The sequence below is a fragment of the Knoellia flava TL1 genome (assembly GCF_000768675.1).
GTDB lineage: Bacteria > Actinomycetota > Actinomycetes > Actinomycetales > Dermatophilaceae > Knoellia > Knoellia flava.
This window is the reverse complement of record NZ_AVPI01000013.1, coordinates 1-21541: the sequence shown is the minus strand read 5'-3', so window position 1 is coordinate 21541 and position 21541 is coordinate 1. Positions and strand designations below refer to the sequence as shown.

The 21541-nt window shown below is 72.3% G+C and carries 21 protein-coding genes; 6 read left to right on the top strand and 15 right to left on the bottom strand.

Annotation, left to right across the window (positions count from 1 at the left end):
* Window positions 1-51: 51 nt before the first annotated feature.
* Together N798_RS06440 and yczR are read right to left on the bottom strand one after the other, a co-directional pair.
* Window positions 52-1014 (bottom strand): acyl-CoA thioesterase, encoded by a 963-nt coding sequence (locus N798_RS06440; RefSeq protein ID WP_035947210.1) that lies wholly within the window; start codon window positions 1012-1014, stop codon window positions 52-54.
* A 43-nt stretch (window positions 1015-1057) separates the two neighbouring features.
* The gene (gene yczR, locus N798_RS06435) at window positions 1058-2515 is read right to left on the bottom strand and encodes a MocR-like transcription factor YczR (protein ID WP_035947209.1); all 1458 of its coding nucleotides are present in this window, start codon (window positions 2513-2515) and stop codon (window positions 1058-1060) included.
* A gap of 62 nt (window positions 2516-2577) precedes the next feature.
* Here yczR and yczE point away from each other — a divergent pair, with 62 nt between their 5' ends.
* Window positions 2578-3372 carry a membrane protein YczE gene (gene yczE, locus N798_RS06430; protein WP_229708310.1) on the top strand — a complete coding sequence of 265 codons (795 nt, stop codon included), beginning with the start codon at window positions 2578-2580 and terminating at the stop codon, window positions 3370-3372.
* Here yczE and N798_RS06425 read toward each other — a convergent pair.
* Window positions 3283-5430 (bottom strand): RecQ family ATP-dependent DNA helicase, encoded by a 2148-nt coding sequence (locus tag N798_RS06425; protein ID WP_052117000.1) that lies wholly within the window; start codon window positions 5428-5430, stop codon window positions 3283-3285. The genes yczE and N798_RS06425 overlap by 90 nt on opposite strands.
* A 35-nt stretch (window positions 5431-5465) precedes the next feature.
* The gene (locus N798_RS06420) at window positions 5466-6857 is read right to left on the bottom strand and encodes a serine hydrolase domain-containing protein (protein ID WP_035947208.1); all 1392 of its coding nucleotides are present in this window, start codon (window positions 6855-6857) and stop codon (window positions 5466-5468) included.
* A gap of 57 nt (window positions 6858-6914) precedes the next feature.
* On the opposite strand from N798_RS06420, the gene N798_RS06415 reads away from it, so the two are divergent.
* Together N798_RS06415 and N798_RS06410 are read left to right on the top strand one after the other, a co-directional pair.
* A complete protein-coding gene (locus N798_RS06415) occupies window positions 6915-7385 on the top strand; it encodes an acyl-CoA thioesterase (protein ID WP_035947207.1) in 471 nt (156 codons plus the stop codon).
* Window positions 7382-8128: a hypothetical protein gene (locus N798_RS06410; protein ID WP_035947281.1), complete on the top strand. Its 747-nt coding sequence runs from the start codon at window positions 7382-7384 to the stop codon at window positions 8126-8128. The genes N798_RS06415 and N798_RS06410 overlap by 4 nt, the downstream gene beginning before the upstream one ends.
* Before the next feature lie 135 nt (window positions 8129-8263).
* Here the strand turns inward: N798_RS06410 and N798_RS06405 are convergent, their stop codons facing one another.
* From N798_RS06405 to pepN, 7 genes are all read right to left on the bottom strand, one after another.
* On the bottom strand, window positions 8264-9688 hold the full coding sequence (locus tag N798_RS06405; RefSeq protein WP_156971642.1) for an MFS transporter: 1425 nt from the start codon (window positions 9686-9688) through the stop codon (window positions 8264-8266).
* 30 nt (window positions 9689-9718) lie between these two features.
* Window positions 9719-10534 (bottom strand): glycerophosphodiester phosphodiesterase family protein, encoded by an 816-nt coding sequence (locus tag N798_RS06400; protein ID WP_035947204.1) that lies wholly within the window; start codon window positions 10532-10534, stop codon window positions 9719-9721.
* A gap of 3 nt (window positions 10535-10537) precedes the next feature.
* Entirely contained in the window at window positions 10538-12322 is a 1785-nt protein-coding gene (locus tag N798_RS06395; protein ID WP_035947203.1) for a glycoside hydrolase family 13 protein, read from the bottom strand.
* Window positions 12323-12498: 176 nt separating this feature from the next.
* On the bottom strand, window positions 12499-12996 hold the full coding sequence (locus N798_RS06390; RefSeq protein WP_035947201.1) for a pyridoxamine 5'-phosphate oxidase family protein: 498 nt from the start codon (window positions 12994-12996) through the stop codon (window positions 12499-12501).
* Window positions 12997-13015: 19 nt separating this feature from the next.
* Window positions 13016-13423 (bottom strand): globin, encoded by a 408-nt coding sequence (locus N798_RS06385; protein WP_035947200.1) that lies wholly within the window; start codon window positions 13421-13423, stop codon window positions 13016-13018.
* Window positions 13420-14367: a mechanosensitive ion channel family protein gene (locus N798_RS06380; RefSeq protein ID WP_035947198.1), complete on the bottom strand. Its 948-nt coding sequence runs from the start codon at window positions 14365-14367 to the stop codon at window positions 13420-13422. Before N798_RS06380 ends, N798_RS06385 begins: the two co-directional genes overlap by 4 nt.
* On the bottom strand, window positions 14364-16919 hold the full coding sequence (gene pepN, locus N798_RS06375) for an aminopeptidase N (RefSeq protein ID WP_035947197.1): 2556 nt from the start codon (window positions 16917-16919) through the stop codon (window positions 14364-14366). Before pepN ends, N798_RS06380 begins: the two co-directional genes overlap by 4 nt.
* A 112-nt stretch (window positions 16920-17031) precedes the next feature.
* Between pepN and N798_RS06370 the strand changes: the two genes are divergently transcribed.
* The 3 genes from N798_RS06370 to N798_RS06360 all read left to right on the top strand — a co-directional run bounded on the left by N798_RS06370 (window position 17032) and on the right by N798_RS06360 (window position 19380).
* Window positions 17032-17646, top strand: coding sequence for a mycothiol-dependent nitroreductase Rv2466c family protein (locus N798_RS06370; protein WP_035947280.1), 615 nt, complete (start codon window positions 17032-17034; stop codon window positions 17644-17646).
* A gap of 46 nt (window positions 17647-17692) precedes the next feature.
* Window positions 17693-18160 (top strand): ribose-5-phosphate isomerase, encoded by a 468-nt coding sequence (locus N798_RS06365; protein ID WP_035947196.1) that lies wholly within the window; start codon window positions 17693-17695, stop codon window positions 18158-18160.
* 113 nt (window positions 18161-18273) lie between these two features.
* The gene (locus N798_RS06360; RefSeq protein WP_052116984.1) at window positions 18274-19380 is read left to right on the top strand and encodes a PP2C family protein-serine/threonine phosphatase; all 1107 of its coding nucleotides are present in this window, start codon (window positions 18274-18276) and stop codon (window positions 19378-19380) included.
* A 57-nt stretch (window positions 19381-19437) separates the two neighbouring features.
* Here N798_RS06360 and N798_RS06355 read toward each other — a convergent pair whose 3' ends face one another.
* From N798_RS06355 to N798_RS18335, 4 genes are all read right to left on the bottom strand, one after another.
* Window positions 19438-20037, bottom strand: coding sequence for a GTP-binding protein (locus tag N798_RS06355; RefSeq protein WP_035947195.1), 600 nt, complete (start codon window positions 20035-20037; stop codon window positions 19438-19440).
* Window positions 20018-20398: a DUF742 domain-containing protein gene (locus tag N798_RS06350; protein WP_052116983.1), complete on the bottom strand. Its 381-nt coding sequence runs from the start codon at window positions 20396-20398 to the stop codon at window positions 20018-20020. Before N798_RS06350 ends, N798_RS06355 begins: the two co-directional genes overlap by 20 nt.
* 20 nt (window positions 20399-20418) lie before the next feature.
* Window positions 20419-20829, bottom strand: a complete 411-nt coding sequence (locus N798_RS06345; RefSeq protein ID WP_035947194.1) for a roadblock/LC7 domain-containing protein — start codon at window positions 20827-20829, stop codon at window positions 20419-20421.
* Window positions 20830-20831: 2 nt separating this feature from the next.
* Window positions 20832-21541: hypothetical protein (locus N798_RS18335; protein ID WP_035947192.1), on the bottom strand; the 710-nt coding region annotated here is incomplete at its 5' end.

Here is a 21541-nt window from a genome sequence, read left to right as displayed (position 1 = left end):
CCCGGAATCTGGCCCTCGGTTGTCGCTCGTGCGCAACCAGTCCGCGTGGGGTCAGTCGCGGACGCGGAGCATGCCCTCCTGCGCGGTCGACGCGACGAGGGTTCCGTCCGCGGTGAACATCCGGCCGATCGACAGGCCGCGCCCGCCCTGGGCCGAGGGGGACTGCTGGGCATAGAGGAGCCAGTCGTCGGCCCGCGCCGGCCGGTGGAACCACATCGCGTGGTCGAGGCTGGCGACGTTGAGCCCACCACCGACCCACTGGCGGCCGTGCTTGCGCAGGACCGGCTCGAGCAGGGCGTAGTCGGAGGCATAGGCGAGGACTGCCGAGTGGAGCAGCGGGTCGTCGGGCAGGCGTCCCACGGCGCGGGTCCACACGCTCTGCTGCGCGACCCGCTCGTCGGCGGGCGCGAGGAAGAGCTGGCCCTCGACGTGACGCTGCTCGATGGCGCGGTCCGCGACGTGCTTCGCTCCGGGGTGGTCGATGCCCCCGAAGACGTCGCTGAGCGACTGCAGGCCCTCGGGTCCGGGGACGTCGGGCATCTCGTCCTGGTGGTCGAGCCCGTCGGCCGGCTCCTGGAACGAGCAGCTCATCGAGAGGATCGGCTTGCCGTTCTGGATCGCGTGGGCGCGCCGGGTCGAGAACGACCGGCCGTCGCGCATCCGCTCCACCGCGAAGGTGATCGGCTGGGTGTCGTCGCCGGGACGCATGAAGTAGGCGTGCAGCGAGTGGATCGGGCGCGGAGCCTCACCCTCACCGGGGGTGACGGTGCGCCCGCACGCGACGACCCCCTGCGCGAGGACCTGTCCGCCGAAGACACGGCCGTGCGGCATCTTCTGGCTCTGGCCGCGGAAGAGCGTCATCTCCTCGGCGAAGGCCAACGGCGACGTCGTGCTGCTCGCCCCGTCGTCGAGGGACGCCGTGACGCTCATGTCGGCCCGGCCGACCTCCTCGAGGTCGAGGACGGCGAGCAGCTCGGCCAGCGCGGGAGGGGTGTCGGCTGCAGGATCGTTCACAGGCGTCACCCTAACGACGCGGCGGCTGAGGCGATGCCCTGGCTCAGGCGACGAGGGGACCGCGTGGAGGCCGGCGGGTGCCGCGGCGCCGCGCCGACGAGCCGTCGGCGACCGTGGTGAGGGCTCGCGCGAGTCGCTCCACCGCCTCGGTGAGCTCGTCGGGTCCGAGCACGTAGGGCAGGCGGATCCAGCGGTCGAGACCGCCGGCGGCTGCGAACCGCGGACCGTCGGCGAAGAGCAGCCCCTCGTCCTCGGCGGCGAGGGTGACCTCGAGCGCGACCGGCTCGGGCAGCTCGACCCAGAGCGACAGCCCACCGCGCGGGACGACGAACCTCAGCTCCGGGCAGCGGGCTCGCAGGGCCGCGATGAGCGCGTCGCGTGACTCGACGAGGAGGGAGCGACGCTCCTGCGTGATGCCGGGCGAGGCACGCATGAGGTGCAGCAGGACGAGCTGGTCGATGACGGGGGCACCGATGTCAAGCGGGACCCGCGCGGCGTGGAGCCGTTCGTGCAGGTGCTCCGGTGCACGGAGCCAGCCGATCCGCAGGCCGCCCCAGTGCGACTTCGACGCGCTGCCGACCGAGACGGTGTCGCGGTGGTGGGCGCCGAAGGGCAGCGGCATCGGGCCCTCGTGGTCGAGCGCGATCTCGACCACCGTCTCGTCGACGATCGCCGTGGTTCTGCTGTGCCGCAACGCCTTTGCGACCTCGACGCGCTGCTCGTCGGACATGAGGTTGCCGGTCGGGTTGTGGAAGTCGGGCAGGAGGAAGGCCGCCTTCGCGCCCGCCGCCCGGATCGTCGACGTCATCGTGGGGACGTCCCACCCGTCGGGCTCGACGGGCACCGCTGCGATGCGGGCGCGCAGCTGGCGCAGCGTGGGGAAGATGTTGGGATAGGTCGGCGTCTCCATGACGACGGTGTCGCCCGGGGAGAGCAGCGCCCGCGCGGCGATCGCGGTGCCGACGACGGCGCCGGTCGTCACGAGCACCTCGTCGGCCGTCGTCGGCAGCCCCCGTTCGGTGTAGTGCTCGGCGATGGCCCGGCGCAGCTCGGGCACGCCTTCGACGTGGTAGCCGCTGCCGCTGAGGTAGTCCGGCGACGACGCGATCGCCGCCTCCGCCGCCTGGGTCATGCCGGCGGGCGCACGCTGGGCCGCACAGGTGAGGTCGATCGCGCCCTCGGGCACGTGCGGCGAGAGGTGCAGGCCCGTGTCGCGTCGCACCACGCCCGCCGGCAGGCTCGCGACGCTGCCCGAGCCGCGCCGCGAGGTGAGGTAGCCACGCTCGCGGAGCACGGCATACGCACTGCTCACGGTCGTCCGGCTCAACCCGAGGGCGGCAGTGAGGTCGCGCTCGCTCGGCAGGCGCGTCCCGACAGCGATGCGGCCGTCGGCGATGAGGAGCCGCAGGGCGTCCGCGACGACCTGGTATGCCGGCCCCTCACCACGCGCGGGCCCGATGAGGTCGGCGGCTCGGACGGCGGAGAGGGCGGGCGCGGACATGAGGCCACTGTCGCACAAGTGGCCATGGATCGTCAGTCCACTTGTGGGGGAGGATGCGGCGCATGAGCCCGATCCAGACCCTTCGCGCGGGTGCCGCCCGCCGCGTCGACCTCGTCCCGATGACCCCGATGGAGCAGCTGCGTGCCGGTCACACCGTGCGCCGCGTGACCCAGCTCCTCGTCGGGCTCTGGCTCTATGGCACGGCGATGGCGATGTTCATCCGGGCCGAGCTCGGGCTCGACCCGTGGGACGTCTTCCACTACGGCGTGCAGGAGAAGGTCGGCTGGAGCTTCGGCACCGTCGTGGTCGTCGTCGGCTTCCTCGTGCTGCTCCTCTGGATCCCGCTGCGGCAGTGGCCGGGGCTCGGCACGGTGATGAACGTCTTCGTCATCGGCATCGCCACCGACGTCATGCTCGCGGTGCTCGAGACTCCGGAGGCGCTCTGGGTGCGGTGGGCGTTCCTCTTGGGAGGCATCGCCGTCAACGGCCTCGGGGGAGCGCTCTACATCGGCAGCCAGTACGGCCCCGGCCCGCGCGACGGGCTCATGACCGGGCTGGCGCGACGCACCGGGCTGTCGATCCGGCTCATCCGCACGGCCCTCGAGGTGAGCGTCCTCGCCGTGGGATGGCTGCTCGGTGGCGTCGTCGGCGTCGGCACGGTGCTCTATGCGCTGCTCATCGGCCCGGCCGTCCAGGCGTTCCTGCCGCTCGTCACGGTGCGCGTCCACCCGCCGGCGCGGCTCGGCGACGCGGGTGGGGATGCCGGGTCAGCCGTCGACGGCGAGGGCGAAGGGCAGGACCCCGTCGACCCCCGCCCGGCGGAGCTCGCGGCCTGCGACGGTGAGCGTCCAGCGTGAGCTGACGAGGTCGTCGACGAGGAGCACCGGCCCACGCACGCCCGCGAGGGCGTTCCGGAGGTCGGGCCCGACGACGAGGCGCTCCCACACGCCGGCGAGCCGGAAGGCGCTGTTGCCGCCCGGCTCGCCCGTGGGCCCACCGTGCTCGAGGTCGAGGGTGCCGAGGAGCGGCAGGCGGCCGATCTCGGCAAGACCGTGCGCGAGCGACTGCACGAGCTGTGGGTGGGACCGCGACGGCACGGCGACGATGCCCGCCGGTCGCGCGCTCCAGCCCCAGCCGGCGAGCACGCCGACGCAGGCGCGGAGGAGCTCCGGTGAGGCCGGCGCATCGGCCCGCAGCACCTCGCGCAGCCGTTGCCCCCAGCCGAGGTCACTGAGCCGGGCGAGGGCGCGCCCCGGCGACAGGGCCTCGTCGGCCGGGATCTTGCCCTTGACCGGCACACCGAGCCGGTCCATGCCGGTGGGCCACTGGGCGCGCGGGTCGAGGTCGACGCCGACGCGGGCCAGGCGCTCGCGGGCGGCGCCGACGACGGTGTCGGGCACGTCGGTGGCGTACCAGGGACCGGCGCACGTGTCGCACCGCCCACATGGCTGCGCGCTGTCGTCGTCGAGGGTGCGCTGGAGGAAGGCCATGCGGCACTCGTTCGTGCGCTCGTAGTCGAGCATGAGCCGCTGCTCGTCGGTGCGGGACTGTGCGACGCGGGCATAGCGCTCGGCGTCGTAGGTCCACGGCTGCCCGGTCGAGGCCCAGCCGCCCTGCACGCGCGAGACGGCGCCGTCGACGTCGAGCACCTTGAGGAGGAGCTCGAGGCGGGTGCGCCGCACGTCGACGATCGTCTCGATCGCCGCGGTCGACAGCGGCCGTCCGGCCTCGGCGAGGGCACGCAGCACGGCGTCGGCCTGCTCCTGGCGCGGCATCGAGACCGAGGCGAAATAGAGCCAGATGTCCTTGTCCTCGGGCCCGGGGAGCAGCAGCACGTCCGCGCGGTCGGTGGCGCGACCCGCACGTCCGACCTGCTGGTAGTAGGCGACCGGCGACGACGGCGCCCCGAGGTGGACGACGAAGCCGAGGTCGGGCTTGTCGAAGCCCATGCCGAGTGCGGACGTGGCGACGAGCGCCTTGACCTCATTGTCGCGCAGCTGTGCCTCGAGGCGCTCGCGGTCGGCGGGGTCGGTGCGGCCGGTGTAGGACGCGACCCGGTGGCCCGCTTCGGAGAGCGCCGACGCGACCTCCTCGGCCGCCGCGACGGTGAGCGCATAGACGATGCCGCTGCCGGGCAGCTCGTCGAGGTGGGAGAGCAGCCAGCCGAGGCGTTGCTCGGGTGACATCGAGCGCAGCACTCCCAGCCGCAGCGAGTCGCGTGCGAGCCCGCCACGCACCGTGAGCACGTCCCTCCCGCCGACGCCCAGCTGCTCGACCACGTCGGTGACGACGCGCTGGTTGGCCGTCGCCGTCGTCGCGAGGACCGGGATGTCGTCGGGCAGGTCGGTGAGCAGGTCGCGGATGCGGCGGTAGTCGGGTCGGAAGTCGTGGCCCCAGTCGGAGACGCAGTGCGCCTCGTCGACGACGAGCAGGCCACACCGTCGGGCGAGGTCGGGGAGCTGCTCGTCGCGGAACCGGGGGTTGTTGAGGCGCTCCGGGCTGACGAGGAGGACGTCGACGGCGTCGGCCGCCAGGGCGCCGCGCACCTCGTCCCAGTCCTGCGCGTTGGCGGAGTTCATCGTCACCGCGCGTATGCCGGCCCGCTCGGCCGCCGCGATCTGGTCGCGCATGAGGGCGAGCAGTGGCGAGATGATGACCGTCGGGCCCGCTCCCTGCGCGCGGCGCAGCGCCGTCGCGACGAAGTAGACCGCGGACTTGCCCCACCCGGTGCGCTGGACGACGAGCACCCGCCGCCGCTCGGACACGAGCGCCGTGACGGCCTCGAGCTGCCCGTCGCGGAAGTCGACGTCGTCACGGCCGACGAGCCGTCGGAGGGCCGAGCGGGCCTCCTCGATCACGTCGGTGGGTGCGTCGCCCACGGGCGGCGCGCTGCCGGCATACGTCTCGTTCGTCATGGTGACCCCACCGTAGGCGCGGCGCCCGACAGGGCTCAGGCCCACCCGCGCTCGTCGACGCCACCGGGCACGTCGGCGCTCGGGTCGTAGGGGGTCCGGGTGAAGCGGAAGGTCGCGAGGTCGAGGTGCGACACCGAGCCGTCCTCGCGGCGGAGCACACGCAGCGGCTCGCCGGTGTAGTAGCCGTCGAGCCCGACCCACTCGTCGCCCGAGACGCGCCGGAAGCGGGACCCACGTCCCGCACCGGGCTCACCGAGGACGAGGTGCTCACCGACGAACCGCGCGGTCTCCACGGCGGGTCCCCAGTGCCACGTCCCGGCCAGTTCGAGCACGTCCGGCGAGCCGCCCGCCACCCACGGCGTCACGGGCGCCGGCTCGAGCTCGCGCATCGTGCGGAGCAGCTCGCGCGGCAGCTCCTTGAGCACCTTGCTCGCGGTGGTGTTGGTGAAGAGGACGACACCGTCGCCCGCGGCACCGGGCGCCCCGTCGCCGTTGCCACCGCTCTCGTCGAGGTGCACCCGCAGGCTCGCGAGGAAGCCGGGCATCGAGCCACCGTGACCGGCGAAGCGAGCACCGTCGACGTTCCACACCTGCCAGCCGAGGCCGTGCGAGCCGGTCCACGGCTGGCCCGGCTCGTCGACGACGTGGTGCGGCTCGACCATCTCGGCGAGCGTGTCGGCCGACAGGACGTCGCGCGTCTCGCCACCGAGGAACGCCGCCCACCTGGAGAGGTCGCCCACGGTCGTCCAGAGCTGGCCGGCAGGGGCCATCGCACCGGCGTCGTGCTCGGGCTCGGGCAGCAGCACGTCGGCGAAGGGGTGCACCGCAAGGCCCTGTGCCGCAGCGCCGCTCGGCCGCGGGGTGGTGCGCGTCATGCCGAGCGGCTCGAGCAGCTCGTCGCGCACGACGTCGAACCACGGGCGCTCGCGGAGCACCTCGACGAGGCGACCCAGGGCGGCATACCCCGTGTTGGAGTAGTGGAACCGGCGGCCCGAGCGGAAGCGGGTGCCGACGCCCGACCCGACGAGGTCGTCCCAGCCGCCGCCGGGCGTGCGCTCCCACCAAGGGCCGGCGGTCTCGGCCTGGACGCCGGCCGCGTGGCTGAGGAGCTGCTCGATGCTCACGTCGTCGAGTGCGCTGCCGGGCACGTGGGCGACGAACCGGTCGGAGAGGTCGAGCCGGCCCTCGTCGCGCAGCCGCATCACCGCGACGGCGACGAAGGTCTTGGTGATCGAGCCCATCCGGAACTGCGTGTCCGCGTCGACCGCTGCGCCGCCCGCGCGACCGTCGACCGTGCCGACGGCGCCGGACCACACGAGCTCGCCGCCGCGGACCAGACCGGCGGCGACCGCGGGCAGCCGGTGGTCGCGCTGGCCGGTGGCGAGGACGTGGTCGAGGCGGGCGTTCGTCGCGGGGGAGAGCGGCATCCGTCCACCCTAGGACCGCGGTCGCCGCTGACTCCGCAGGGCTGGGAGACTGGGCGCATGTCCGTGGCCGACCCCGCACCCACCGCTCGTCCCTATCGCACCGAGGTGCCGCTGCGCTGGTCCGACATGGACGCCTACGGCCACGTCAACAACGTGCAGTACCTCCGGCTCCTCGAGGACGCGCGCGTCATCGGCTTCCGCGAGTGGTTCGGGGAGGAGCGCTCGCTTCTCGACACCGGCGTCATCGTGTCGCGCCACGAGATCGAGTACGTCGCGCCGCTCACGCACCGGCACGCCCCCATCGAGGTCGACATGTGGGTCACCCGGGTGCACGGCGCCGGCTTCGACCTCGGCTACGTCGTGCGCGACCCGGAGTCGCTCGGCGAACGCGTGTATGCCGTCGCCGAGACCGGGCTCGTCGTCTACGACTTCACGACGTCGCGGCCTCGCCGGCTCAGCCCGGAGGAACGGGCGGTGCTCGACGAGCACGTCGGCGGGCCGGTCGCCTTCCGGTGGTCGCGCCGGTGAGCGGTTCTGTGGTCTCGGAGCTCGTCCTCGCCGACGCGGAGTCCCTCCAGGACCTCGGCCGGTATGCCGCCCGCGCCCGTGCGCTCGACGCCGACGGTGCCGTGCGGCTCCAGGCAGTCGGGCCGGTGCTCGCGTCGTGGGTGTGCGTGCTGCCCGGGTCGGGGTTGATGGGCACGGGGACGACGCTCGGGCTGCGGACGTCGGCGCTCGATGTGCCGGCCGAGCTCGACGTCGTCGTGCCGCTGGCTGCGGTGAGCGACCGCGTGGCGCGGCCGGGGGAGAGGGCCGTGCTTCCCGTGCCGCCGATGACGGTGTCGGTCGCGTGGGCCGCAGTGTCGCCGCCCCGGTCGGGGTGGCAGGTCGTCGGGTCGGTCGGCTCGGAGGCGCTGCAGCGTGTGGCGTCCGAGGGGATCGCCGAGGTCGCCGACGGCACACCGGACGGTGCGGGCTCGGCCGCGGTGGCGGCACTGCGCGAACGGGTCTGGGGGCGAGTGGTACCGCTTGCCTCGTCGACCGCTGACCCAGTCGCTGACGTGGCTGGCGTCGCTGGCGACCTGGCGAGGACGAACGGCGACCGCGTGGGCGGGGACGAAGGGGCGGACAGCCCGGCGTATCCTGCGGCGCTCGCGTTCGCTGCCTACGCCTTGGGCTTCCTCACGCTGGGCGGCGAGTCGACGCTCTCGACGAACGGCCGCTGGACCCGGCTCACGACTCCGGCCGGTCACGCGCTCACCCGCCGCTGACCCTTCGCACACACGGGCCGCGGCTTATCCCGCGCCATCTCCGAGTCCGGGCTCGCGAGCCGGGTTGCCCCTCGCGAGCCTCGTTGACGGGGCTTGCGACGAGGCAACAGGCTCCCGAGCCCATTCGCAGTCGGGTCAGGTGCGGATGCGCCGACCTGCGACGACGACGAGCGTCGCCACGAGAGCCGTGCCGCACCACATCGCGACGAACGCCGGCACGTCCTCGCCGGCCCGCGTGTGCAGCGCGGCGAAGACCGCACCCGTCGCGGCGATCCCGATGACCGAGCCGAGCACGTCCGACAGCTGCAGGGACGACGACGCCGACCCGTGGTCGGCCGGCGCGGTGAGCGACAACGCGAGCACAGACAGGCTTGCCGTGCCGAGCCCCATGCCCAACCCCGCGACGGCCAGCGGCAGAGCCACGAACCACGGCCACCAGCCCGCCCACGTCACGAGCACCACACCCGCCAGCCCGATGGCCAGCGTCGCCCCACCGAGCACGACCAACCGGTCGCGCCGACCGACGAACCGGTCGCGGCCCTGGACCCAGGAGCCGATCGACCACCCGATCGAACCGATGGCGAGCAGCGACCCCGCCTGCGCCAGGCTCAGTCCCCGCTCCCCGGTGAGCATGAGCGGGACGTAGGTCACGGTCCCGAAGAACGCGCACGGCAGGAGGAACCTGCCGGACATCACCGACGGCAGGCCGCGCCGCATCACGAACGTGCCCGGCAGGAGCAGGGGAGCACACACGGCGATGCCCACGAGTCCCAGCAGCCCGACGACGGTGCGCACCGACCACGACAGCTCGAGGTCGTGCATCCCCCACTGCATCGCGCCGGCAGCCACCGCGATCGACAGCCCCAGCCATGCCGCCCGGACGTGCTCGCTGTGGTCGCGGCTCGACGCCTCGACCCCCTCGTCGGCCGCGCGGATCTCACCCCTACGCACGACGAGCACGGCGAGCGCGCCGGCGACGGGTGCCACGACGACCCAGAAGACCCAGCGCCACGACCACGTCGTCGTGATCCATCCCGCGAGCACGGGGCCGAGCAGCGAAGGGAGCACCCACGCCGCGCTGAGGACGCTGAAGACCTTGGGTCGCAGGGACTCGGGATACATCCGGCCGATGACGACGAAGCCGGCGACGAAGGTCAGTCCGGCACCGAGCCCGGCCACCGCTCGGCCGGCGAGGAAGACCGGGAAGTCCGCCGCCGCTCCGCAGATGCCGCACCCCAGCGCGAAGAGGGCCTGGCCGGTGAGCAGGGACGGAAGGGCGCCCGACCGGTCGCACCAGACTCCCGCCAGGACGATGCCGAGGAGCTGTGTCGTGAGCATGACCGAGAAGGCGAGGCCGTAGGACCTCACGGCGTCGAGCTCCCGGGCCACCTCCGGCATCGCGGTCGACACCGCCATGGCCTCGAACGCGATCACTGTGATGAGCGCGACGACGGCGAGCGTCAGGGTGAGGTACTCGCGGCCGAAGACCCCCGGACCCCGGGCCGGCTCGGTGACCGCGTCCACCGACCCCGCAGCCACGTCCTCTCCCGATGCGCTCACGCCACCACGCTACGTGAGCCGCACGAGCCCTCAGGCAGCCGGGACCAGCGGGTGTCCGCGCTCGGCGAGCACGTCCCTCAGCACGTCGATGTGGTCCGTGACGATCCCGTCGACGCCCATGTCGAACAGCCGGTGCATCTCGGTGGCGTCCTCGTCGCTCCACGGGTGGAACCACACGTGCACCTGCTTGCCGAGACGGTGGGCCGCCCGCACGAGACCCGGTGTCACGAGAGTCAGCTCGCGTCCACGGGTCCGGTGCGCGACCGGGATCTGGAGCACCGGCGCCGACGTGTGCAGCCACCGCGACAGCAGCCCGGGGGCGTAGCGCAGCAGCCCGGTCCCCACCTGTCCGGCCGCGGTCGCCAGACCGGGACCAAGCGCCCGACGGGCCGCACGCACACGACGCTCGCTGAACGAGCCGATGCACACCCGCGACACTGCGTCGTGCGCCCGGATGGTCTCGACGGTCGGCGCGAGCGCCGTGTCGGCCTTGATGTCGATGTTGAGCCGCGTCGTCGGGAACTCCTCGAGCAGCTCGGTGAGCAGCGGCACCGCGTCGGTACCGTTGATCCGAGCCTCGCGCACCGCGGCATACGGCAGCTCGACGATCGCGCCCTCGAGATCCGTCACGCGGTCGAGGTGGGTGTCGTGGAAGGCCACCAACCGCCCATCCGCCGTGGCGTGGACGTCCGTCTCCACGTAGCGGTAGCCCATCGAGACGGCCTCACGGAACGCCCGGACGGTGTTCTCGAGACCGACGTTCGGCTCGTATGCCGCCCCGCCCCGGTGCGCCATCGCGATCGGACCGTCGTGCTCGAAGTAGGCGAAGTCGCCCGCACGTGCCATGGCTCAGAGCCTCGCCCACACGGCGACGTCGGTGGGCACCATCCCGTCCTCGGCAAGGGGGCCCGATGCGTGCGTCACCGTCGCGCCCTCGGGCAGCGCCACGGCGTCGGCACCGAGGTTGACGAGCACCAAGGTCTGGCGAGCCCCGTCACCCGACGCGTTGACGACCGCCACCACGTCACCACCCGACAGTGGGTGCCACGACGCCGACCCCAGGCCCATCCGGTCGGCACGACGGGTCGCCAGCAACGACCGGTAGAGCTCGAGGGTCGAGCCCTCGACGCCCGCCTGCTGGTCCACGGCATACGCGCCGTAGGAGTCCGGCTGCGGCAGCCAGGTCGCGTCCGAAGGACCGAAACCCAGGCTCGGCGCGTCGCGCACCCACGGGATCGGCACGCGGCAGCCGTCGCGGCCGATCTCCTTGCCCTCGGTGCGGTGGAAGGTCGGGTCCTGACGGAACTCGTGCGGCATGTCGGTCGACTCCGGGAGCCCGAGCTCCTCGCCCTGGTATACGTAGGAGCTGCCGGGCAGCCCGAGCATGAGCATCGTCGCGGCCCGGGCGCGCCGCAGCCCGAGCTCGGCGTCGGGCTGTGCCCGGTCGGCGGAGATGCCGTTGGGGCGGGGGAGCGACTGGTCCAGCCCGAGGCGGGAGGCGTGCCGGACGACGTCGTGGTTCGAGAGCACCCACGTCGTCGGCGCGCCGACGTTGTCGTTCTCGCGGAACGACGTCGTGATCGACTCGCGCAGCGGACCGGCGGCCCAGTGCGTGTCGAGGAAGTCGAAGTTGAACGCCTGGTGCATCTCGTCGCTGCGCACGTACTTCGCGAGCCGGCTCTCGGGCTTGACCCACGCCTCGGCACACAGGATGCGGTCGGGTGCGGGCTGCGCGTCGAGGACCGCGCGCCAGCGGCGGTAGATGTCGTGCACTCCGTCCTGGTCCCACATCGGCGGGCGCGGCCCCGCGCCGGTCTCGTGGATCCGCGCGGACTCCTCGTGCGAGGGCGGCAGGGCGGCCTCGGCGCTCATGTCGCTCGCGTCGAGCAACTGGATCGGGCCGTGCCAGTCGGGCAGGCCGTCCTCCTTGACGAGGCCGTGGGCGACATCGACCCTGAAGCCGTCGACGCCGCGGTCGCACCAGAACTCGAGGATCGAGGCGAACTCGTCACCGACCTCGGGGTTGTTCCAGTCGTAGTCGGGCTGGGTCGTGTCGAAGATATGGAGGTACCACTCGCCGGGCGTCCCGTCGGCCTCGGTGACCCGCGTCCACCCCTCGCCGCCGAAGACGGACGGCCAGTTGTTCGGCGGCTCCTCGCCACCTGGGCCCTTGCCCTCGCGGAAGATGTAGCGCGCCCGCTCCGGGCTGCCCGGACCGGCGGCCAGCGCCGCCTTGAACCACTCGTGCTCGCTCGACGAGTGGTTGGGGACGAGGTCGACGAGGACCTTGAGCCCGAGGCCGTGCGCGGTCGAGATGAGGAGGTCGGCGTCGGAGAGCGAGCCGAAGACGGGGTCGATGTCGCGGTAGTCGGCGACGTCGTAGCCCGCGTCGTTCATCGGCGAGACGTAGAACGGCGACAGCCAGATCGCGTCGACGCCGAGGTCGCGCAGGTAGGGCAGCCGCGCCGTGATGCCGGGCAGGTCACCGATGCCGTCGCCGTCGGAGTCCGCCCACGATCGCGGGTAGATCTGGTAGATCACCGCGTCGCGCCACCAGGGCGCATCGGCGGGGTCGGCGGCGTGCAGGAGCTCGGTGGACGTGGCGTCAGGTGTCGTCTGGGTCACACAACCCATCGTTGCGTATGCCGTCCGCCCCACCAACTCGAGGCCCTCGCCATTTCGACCCGCTTGCGTCCGGCAAGGTGACGGCAGGGCCACCACAGCTGCGGACGCAACGGATCCGGGCCCGACGGCATACGACAACGTCCGGCGAGGTGACGGCAGAGCAACCACAGTGGCGGACGCAAGCGTCAGGGGAGGGGGTGGACCCGCTCGCGGTGGTCGTCGGTGCGTCCGTGCAGGGGGCAGGGCTGTCGCGGCTCGCGCGGGCAGAGCACCCACACCTCGTCGGCCCGGACGTGCCAGAGCCGCCACGGGGAGTCGCCCGTCACGTCCTCGACCGTGATCGCGCTGCCGCCTCGTGACTCCGGCCCGGGGTAGGCCGCGAGCCCCCGCGCCAGCTCGGCCCCGGCGACCACGGAAGCCCGCCCCACGGCAAACAGGGCACGCCCGTGGTAGGCCGGGACGGTCGAGTCGAAGACGACGAGGCTGACGTCGGGTCGTGCCGCGAGGTTGACCGAGTGGCGCGACGACTCGCTCGACACCCACCAGAGGTCGGCCAGCCCCACGGCGGCGAAGTAGACCGGCGAGGTCCACGGCCGCCCGTCCTCCCCGACCGAGCCGAGCGTGACGTAGCGGTTCTGATCCAGCAGCGCGTGGGCGTGGTCGACGAGGTCCGGGGTGCTCACACCCCAGTCCTACCGCGACTCAGAGCGTCGTGCGGCCCTCGGGAGCGGGGCCGGCGGTCTCGTCGGTGTTGACGAGCATGTGCGCGGCGCGCATGAAGTAGTCGCGCATGGCCTCGGCGTGGGCCTCGTCGAGGTCGAGGGTGTCCATCGCCGCGAGCATGTGGCGCATCCACCGGTCGCGCATGTCGAGCGTCACGGGGAAGGGCGCGTGCCGCATGCGCAGCCGCGGGTGGCCCCTCTCCTGGCTGTAGGCGTTGGGTCCGCCGAAGTACTGCTCGAGGAACATGCGGAGGCGGCGCTCGGCCGGGCCGAGGTCCTCCTCGGGGTAGAGCGCCCGCAGCGCGTCGTCGGCCGCCACCCCGATATAGAACTCGTGGACGAGCTTCTCGAACGTCGCCGCGCCCCCGACCTCGTCGTAGAAGCTCACTTCGTGCCTCCCGTCGCGCCGCCGAACCCGCCGTAGCCGAACGGCCCGACCGGCGGCGCCTTGACCCCGGCGCCGTCGAGCGCCGACTTGAGCCGCTGCCGCAGCTCGCGCTGCACCTCGACCTTGGCGCCCGGCGAGGTCTCGGCGAGGACGCGGATCGTCATCGTCGGGCCAGTGATCGACTCGACGCCGGCGACGGTCGGCGCGTCGAGGAGCCTGCCCTCCCACGACGGGTCGGCGAGCATTCGCTCGCCCGCCTCGCGCAGCACCTCGGTGACCCGCGCGACGTCCTCGTCGTAGGCGATGGGCACGTCGACGATCGCCGTCGCACGGTGCTGGCTGAGGTTGCCGATGCGCAGGACCTCGCCGTTGCGGACGTACCAGGTGACGCCGTCGGCGTCGCGCAGCCGGGTGACGCGCAGGGAGACCTCCTCGACCGTGCCGATGGCCTCGCCGGTGTCGACGACGTCGCCGACGCCGTACTGGTCCTCGAGGATCATGAAGATCCCGGACAGGAAGTCCTTGACGAGGCTCTGGGCGCCGAAGCCGAGCGCGACACCGCCGACACCCGCCGAGGCGAGCAACGGGCCGAGCGGGATGCCGACGAGGTCCATGACCGTGAGCGTGGCGATGAGGCCGACGACGAAGGTCACGACGCTGCGCAGCAGCGACCCGAGCGTCGCCATGCGCTGTTGGTGGCGCGCCCGGGCCTGGCCGGTGGCCTGGGCCCAGATCCGCCCCGCGCGCGACGCGTCGGTGTCGTCGTGGCGCGTGCTCGTGCGGTCGGTCATCGTCCGCACGACGCGGGCGATGAGCCGGTGCAGCAGCCAGCGGACGACGAGCGCGAGGACGATCGTCAGCAGGATCCGCAGGCCGTCGGTGAGCAGCCAGTCCTGCACCCGCTCAGCGGTCAGCAAGGTCGTCCTGAGGTCGAGATCGGTCATCCCTGTGCGTCACGCTCCTGGGCGGTGAGGGCGCGGGTGATCGGGTCGCGGTTCTCGGCGACGAGGCGGCGCAGCGCGTCCGGCGCGTCCTCGTTCGCGTCGAGCCACGACTGGGTGGCGTCGCGCAGCTCCGCGGTCGCGAGGCCACGCGGGTAGAACCCGGCGACGATCGACTCGATGAGGGCCATCGAGCCCTTGTCCTGCACGGTGCCGAGCACCTCGTGGTAGCGCGCGACGAACGGCTCGAGTGCCCGCACGTCGCCGAGGCGCCCGAAGCCGAGGCCGTAGGCGTCGACGATCGAGTTCGACAGCCCGTCCTCGGTGACGGCGGCCTTCCACGCGGCCTCCTTGGCCTCGACCGTCGGCACCGACGCCCGGGCGCGGGCGGCGCGCTCCTGGCCGGTGGCCGTGGGATCGCGGTCCAGCTCGGCCTCGACCTCGCCGTCGCGCAGGGCGTTCGCCCCCGCGAGACCGGTGAGGAGGGTCCAGCGCATGTCGGTGTCGAGGGCGAGGCCCTCGAGCACCTCGGTGCCCTCGAGCAGACCCCGCAGGTATGCCGTGTCGTCACCCGTCGTCGTCATGCCGGCCGCCGCCGTGACGAGCTGGAGCTGCGCGTCGCTGCCCGGCTCGGCGGAGCGGGCGATCTCCCAGAGGCGCGCCAGGGTCGCGCGACGCGTCTCGTCGCGGTACTCCGGTGCGGTGTAGAGGTTGACCGCGGTGGCGAGCTGAGCGAAGAGGGTGCGCAGCAGCGTCGAGTCCGACTCGCCGGGCAGCACCTCGAGGACGAGCTCGGCGAAGGTGCGGGCGCTCATCTCGGCGTCGCGCGTCATGTCCCACGCGGAGGCGAGGACGAGCGACTTCGGCAGCGAGCTCTCGAAGCCGCGGACGTACTCGATCGCGGTGGAGAGGGAGCGCTCGTCGAGGCGCAGCTTGGCGTAGGTGAGGTCGTCGTCGTTGAGGAGGACGAGGTCGGGCTGCGAACGGCCGACGAGCTCGCGGACCTCGGTGCGCTCAGCGGTGAGGTCCACCTCGAGACGGTGGGTGCGCACGAGGCGAGGGGACGTGTCACCCAGCTCGACGGCATACAGGCCGATCGCGAGGCGGTGCGGGCGGACCGTCTCGAAGCCGGGAGCGAAGGTCTGCTCGATGACGGCGCTCGAGATGCGGCCGCGGTCATCGACCTCGATGACCGGGCGCAGCGTGTTGACACCAGCGGTCTCGAGCCACGCCTTGCTCCACGTGCGCAGGTCGCGACCGGACGTCGCTTCGAGCTCGTCGAGGAGGTCGTCGAGCGTCGTGTTGCCCCACTGGTGCTTGGCGAAGTAGGCGCGCAGGCCGTCGCGGAACGGCTCACGGCCGACGTAGGCGACGAGCTGCTTGAGGACGGAGGCGCCCTTGGCGTAGGTGATGCCGTCGAAGTTGACCTCGACGTCCTGGAGGTCGCGGATCGGGGCGACGATGGGGTGGGTCGAGCTGAGCTGGTCCTGGCGGTAGGCCCAGTCCTTCTCGTGCGTGCCGAAGGTCGTCCACGCCTCGGTCCACTGGGTCGCCTCGGCCTGGCAGGTCGTCGAGGCCCACTCGGCGAAGGACTCGTTGAGCCAGAGGTCGTTCCACCACTTCATCGTCACGAGGTTGCCGAACCACATGTGCGCGAGCTCGTGGAGCACGGTGAGGGCGCGGCGCTCGACGATCGCGTCGGTGACCTTGGAGCGGAAGACGTACATCTCGTTGAACGTCACGCAGCCGGCGTTCTCCATGGCGCCCATGTTGTACTCGGGCGTGAAGATCTGGTCGTACTTCTCGAACGGGTAGGGCTGGTCGAACTCCTCCTCGAAGAACGCGAAGCCCTTCTTGGTGAGGTCGAAGAGGTTGTCCGCGTCGAGGAACTGCGTGAGCGACTTCCGGCAGAAGATGCCGAGGGGGATCTCGCCCTTGCGGCTCGTCAGGGTGTCGCGCACGACGTCGTAGGGGCCGGCGACGAGCGCGGTGATGTAGCTCGAGATCGGCTGGGTCGGGGCGAAGACCCACGTCGCCACGCCGTCGCGGTCGGTGGCCTGCGGCTCGGGCGTGGGGGAGTTGGAGAGCACCTGCCAGTGGCTCGGCGCCGTCACCGTGAACGAGAACCGCGCCTTGAGGTCGGGCTGCTCGAAGACGGGGTACATGCGGCGGCTGTCGGGCACCTCGAACTGGCTGTAGAGGTAGACCTCGCCGTCGACCGGGTCGACGAAGCGGTGCAGGCCCTCGCCGGTGTTCATGTAGCGGCCGGTCGCCTCGATGCGCAGCTCGTTGCTCGCCGCGAGCCCCTCGATCGCCACCCGGTTCCCGTCGTATGCCGTCTCGACCACCTCACCGTTGAGCGTCACCTTCTCGACGGACGCGCCGAGGAAGTCGACGAAGGTCGAGGCCCCCTCGGTGGCGGAGAACGTGATGGTGCTCGTCGTCGCGAAGGTCGTCTCGGACGTCGTGAGGTCGAGCTCGACGGCATACGCCTCGACCGACACGAGCGCTGCGCGCTCCTCGGCCTCGACGCGGGTGAGGTTCTTGCCGGGCACGGGGGACTCTCCTGGATCTGCAGGGGGCGTGAGGGAGGGTGTTCTCGGTCCCGTCATCCTCGCACGCGACCTCGGCGTCACCGGTGGCCCGGGTGGGTGGCACGATGAGGCCATGAGCGACGCGCAGCGCAACACCGCCGACTTCTGGTTCGACCCCCTGTGCCCGTGGGCATGGATGACGTCGCGCTGGATGGGCGAGGTCGAGCAGATCCGCCCCGTCGACGTCACCTGGCACCCGTTCAGCCTCGCCGTCCTCAACGAGGGGCGCGACCTCCCCGAGGAGTACCGCGCGCTCATGGACCGCGGCTGGGGCCCGGCGCGCGTCGTCACGGCCGCGCGCGAGCTGCACGGCCAGGACGTCGTCAAGCCGCTCTACGACGCCATCGGCACGGCGATCCACCCCGGGGGCACCGAGGACTACGACGAGGCCATCAAGGCCGGGCTCGAGGAGGTCGGACTGCCGGCGGACCTCGCCCGCTTCGCGCACACCGACGAGTACGACGAGCAGATGCGCGCCTCGACCCAGAAGGCGCTCGACCTCGTCGGCGACGACGTGGGCACGCCGGTCGTCGCCGTCGAGGGCACCGCCTTCTTCGGGCCGGTCGTCACGCCGGCTCCCAAGGGCGAGGACGCGGGTCGTCTGTGGGACGGCTGCGTGGCCGTCGCGGCCACCCCCGGCTTCTTCGAGATCAAGCGCAGCCGCACCGCCGGCCCACAGTTCGACTGACCACCCACCTCGACCGACGACGTTCGACACAGGAGCACCCGACGACATGCGCGTTCACATCGGCGGCGACCACGCGGCATACGACCTCCAGAAGGACCTCATCACCTTCCTCGAGGCCGAGGGCCACGACGTGGTCGACCACGGCCCGTTCGAGCTCGACCCGGTCGACGACTACCCGGTTTTCGTCCTGCGCGCAGCCAAGGCCGTCTCCGAGGACCCCGAGTCGCTCGGCATCGTCCTGGGCGGGTCCGGCAACGGCGAGCAGATGGCGGCCAACAAGGTGGCCGGCGTGCGTGCCGCGCTCTGCTACAACGACGAGCTGGCCCAGCTCGCGCGGGAGCACAACGACGCGCGCGTCATCTCGATCGGTGGCCGGATGAACACCGCCCTCGAGGCCCGCTCGATGGTGCGGACCTTCCTCGAGACGCGTTTCTCGGGCGAGGAGCGCCACCAGCGTCGGATCGACATGGTCACCGCGTACGAGAAGGACGGCACGCTGCCCGACCTGCCGTGACGTGACGCGCCTCACGTGCGGCATCCCCCGACCTCTTACCCCAAAGGGGGTATGCCGCGGGATGCCGCTCGGTTAGTGTGAGGCAAGCAGGACCCACGACAGGAGAATGACTGGTGGCTACGGACGTCACCGTCCTCGCGCGCAGGAGACCGATCACGGTCGCACGGCGCTTCTACTCCTACGTCCTCACGGGTCCCCGGCGGGACTGGGTGGTCTTCGCTCTCCTGTTCGCCGTCGCGGCGGCGCTCGTGAGCCTCATGTTCGTCTACCCGGGCCGGTTCCCGCCGGTGACGATCGCGCCGCTCATCCTCGTGGCCGGCCTCTACCTGCCCAACCGGCACCTCGTTGCGCTCTTCGTCTTCGTCGCGATCGGGCTCAGCCTCGTCGTCCCCAGGCTCTCGCTGTCGGCTTCGACCAAGGCCGTCATGCTCACCGCCTACTCGCTGCTCATGCTCATGATGCTCGTCGTCTCGGCGTCGCGGGTGCGCGTCGGGTCGGTCGGGTTCCACGGCGAGGACCTCCTCGTCGAGCTGCGCGACCGCTTGGCCCGCGCGGCCCGCATCCCCGCTCTCCCGCTGGGCTGGACCGCCGAGTCGGCCGTCCTCTCGGCCCACGGCGAGGGTTTCTCCGGCGACTTCATGGTCGTCGAGGCCACCCACGGCGGACGCCACCTCGAGGTGGCCCTCGTCGACGTGAGCGGCAAGGGCCGAGAGGCGGGCACCCGCTCCCTGCTCCTCTCGGGCGCGCTGGGCGCCCTGCTCGGCTCACTCGCCCCGAGCGCCTTCCTCAACGCCGCCAACAGCTACCTCGTGCGTCAGGGCTGGGAGGAGGGGTTCGCGACGGCGGTCCACCTCGACATCAACCTCGACACGGGCGACTACACCATCGGCAACGCCGGCCACCCGGCGCCCGTCCGCTACTCCAACGGCACCGGCACGTGGCAGGTGCTCGAGTCCGGGCGCGGCCCGGTGCTCGGCATCATGCAGGGTGTGAGCTTCCCGCGGAGCAGCGGGACCCTGGCGATGGGTGATGCGCTCATGCTCTACTCCGACGGGATCATCGAGTCCCGTCGCCACGACCTCACCGAGGGCACCGACCGCATGCTCGGCGCCGCGTCCGAAGCCATGTATCGACGCGGATCCGTCGTGGATGCCGTTGTCTCACAGGCGCGTTCGGGCGAGGCCGACGACCGCGCGGTGTTCTCGATCGCTCGTCGCTGACCTGTCGGTCGGCGGTTCGCCCGGCGCGCGAGCGCGTGGGCCCCTCGCCGGGTCGGCTCAGTACTGCGGGACGGACGTGCGCATCCCGGTGATGCGCTCGAGTGCGTACTCGGTCACCCGGATGAGGGCCGCCTTCGCGGAACCGCGGTCGCGTGCGTCGATCGTCATGACGGGTGTGTCGGCCGGCAGTGCGAGGGCCTCCCGGACCTCCTCGACCGGGAACCGGCGAGCCCCGTCGAACTCGTTGACGGCGACGATGAAGGGCAGGCCCTTGGCCTCGAAGTAGTCGATCGCCGCGAAGGCCTCGTCCAGGCGCTCGGTGTCGACGATGACGACGGCGCCGATCGCACCGCGCACGAGGTCGTCCCACATGAACCAGAACCGGCGCTGGCCCGGGGTGCCGAAGAGGTAGAGGACGAGGTCGTCACCGAGGGTGATGCGGCCGAAGTCCATCGCGACCGTCGTCGTCGACTTCATGGGGGTCGCGGCGAGGTCGTCGACGCCGCTGGACTCGTTGGTGACGAGCGCCTCGGTGCGCAGCGGCACGATCTCGGAGACGGCACCGACGAGGGTGGTCTTGCCGACGCCGAAACCGCCGGCGACGACGATCTTGGTCGACGCCGCGCCGGGCGGAGGGCTAGATGGCCCGAAGTCCACGGAGGGTCCTTTCGATGAGGTCCTGACGGACGTCGGTGCTCGAGGTGTCGGTGAGGGTCGTCGCTGCGACCTTGAGGTAGCCCTGCTCGACGAGGTCTCCGAGGAGCACCCGGACGACGCCGAGGGGAAGGTGGACGGCCGCCGAGATCTCCGCGACGGAGGTGCGCCCGGCGCACGCGGAGACGATCTGGCCGACCTGGTCGTGCTCGGACCACTCGCGCTCGGTGGCCCGTGGCTGCTGCTCGATGATCGCCTCCACCGGGAGGTCGATGGAGGCACGCGTGCGCCCCGCCGTGAGGGCGTAGGGGCGGACGATGCGAGCGGTGTGAACGTGCTCGTCGTCGTCGTGGTGCGGGGTCATCGGCGGGATCCTCGGTGCCTTCAGTGGGTGCGGATGCCCCGGGCCTCGGCCTCGATCATCGGGCCGACACGCTGGACGAGGAGTGCCATCTCGTAGCCGACCTGGCCGATGTCGGCGTTGCCCGAGGTGAGGACGGCGAGGTGCGAGCCGTTGCCGACGCTCATGAGGAGGAGGTAGCCCTGCTCCATCTCGATGACGGTCTGGAGGACCATGCCACCGTCGAAGAGCTGGGCGGCGCCCGTCGCGAGGCTCGCGAGCCCGGACGAGACCGCGGCCATCTGCTCGGCGCGGTCGGCCGGCAGTCGCGCGCTGCCCGCGACGAGCAGTCCGTCGGCCGAGACGAGGATGGCGTGCGTGGCACCGGCGACGTCGTCGACGAAGCGCGAGACGACCCAGTCGAGGTTGCGACGACCAGAGGTGGTGTCGGTCATGGTCAGCGGTTCTCCTCATCGAGCAGGGTGGCGCCGCCGAAGCGCGGCTCACCCGTGGTGGTGGACTCACGGCGACCCCGCTGCACGCCGGCGCGGTGGCGGTTGAGGTGGCGTCGGATGGCCTCGGGGTCGCGGGCGATCGTCGCACCCTCGCCGACGCCGGCCTGACCGGGGACGAGCGTGGACCCCGGGCGCCGCACCGGAAGGCCGTTCGCCGACGTGCCGGCCGTCTCGGCAGACGTGGCGCGCTCGGCCGCCCGCCAGCCCTCGTCGATCTCGTCCGATGCCCAGGGGAGGTCGTCGGCCCCGTCCTCGGAGAGCCAGCTCGAGCTGAGCTGGCGGAAGATCGGCGTCTCGACGACCGGTGCCGGCTCGAGGTCGCGGATCGAGCGGAAGTCGCGCGAGGCGGTCGGGAAGGTCGGGCCGGTTGCGGCGGGTGTCGCGGGTGCCGACGTCGATGGTGCCGGCGTCGACGATGCGGCAGGCGTCGGTGGCGACCCGTCTGCGGAGCCGGCCGCAGGCGTCGCAGCGGGAACCGTCAGCTGTGTCGAGGGGACCGCGGGTGCACCGCTCGGCGTCGCTGGAGGACCCGCGGGTGCCCCGGTCGCCCACGCCGGACGCGGCGGGGGCGTCGACGAGACCGGGGGAGTCGCCACCGCTGGCGGGACCGGCGGGGTGGCGCCGAAACCCCCGGGTCCGCCGGCGCCGGTGG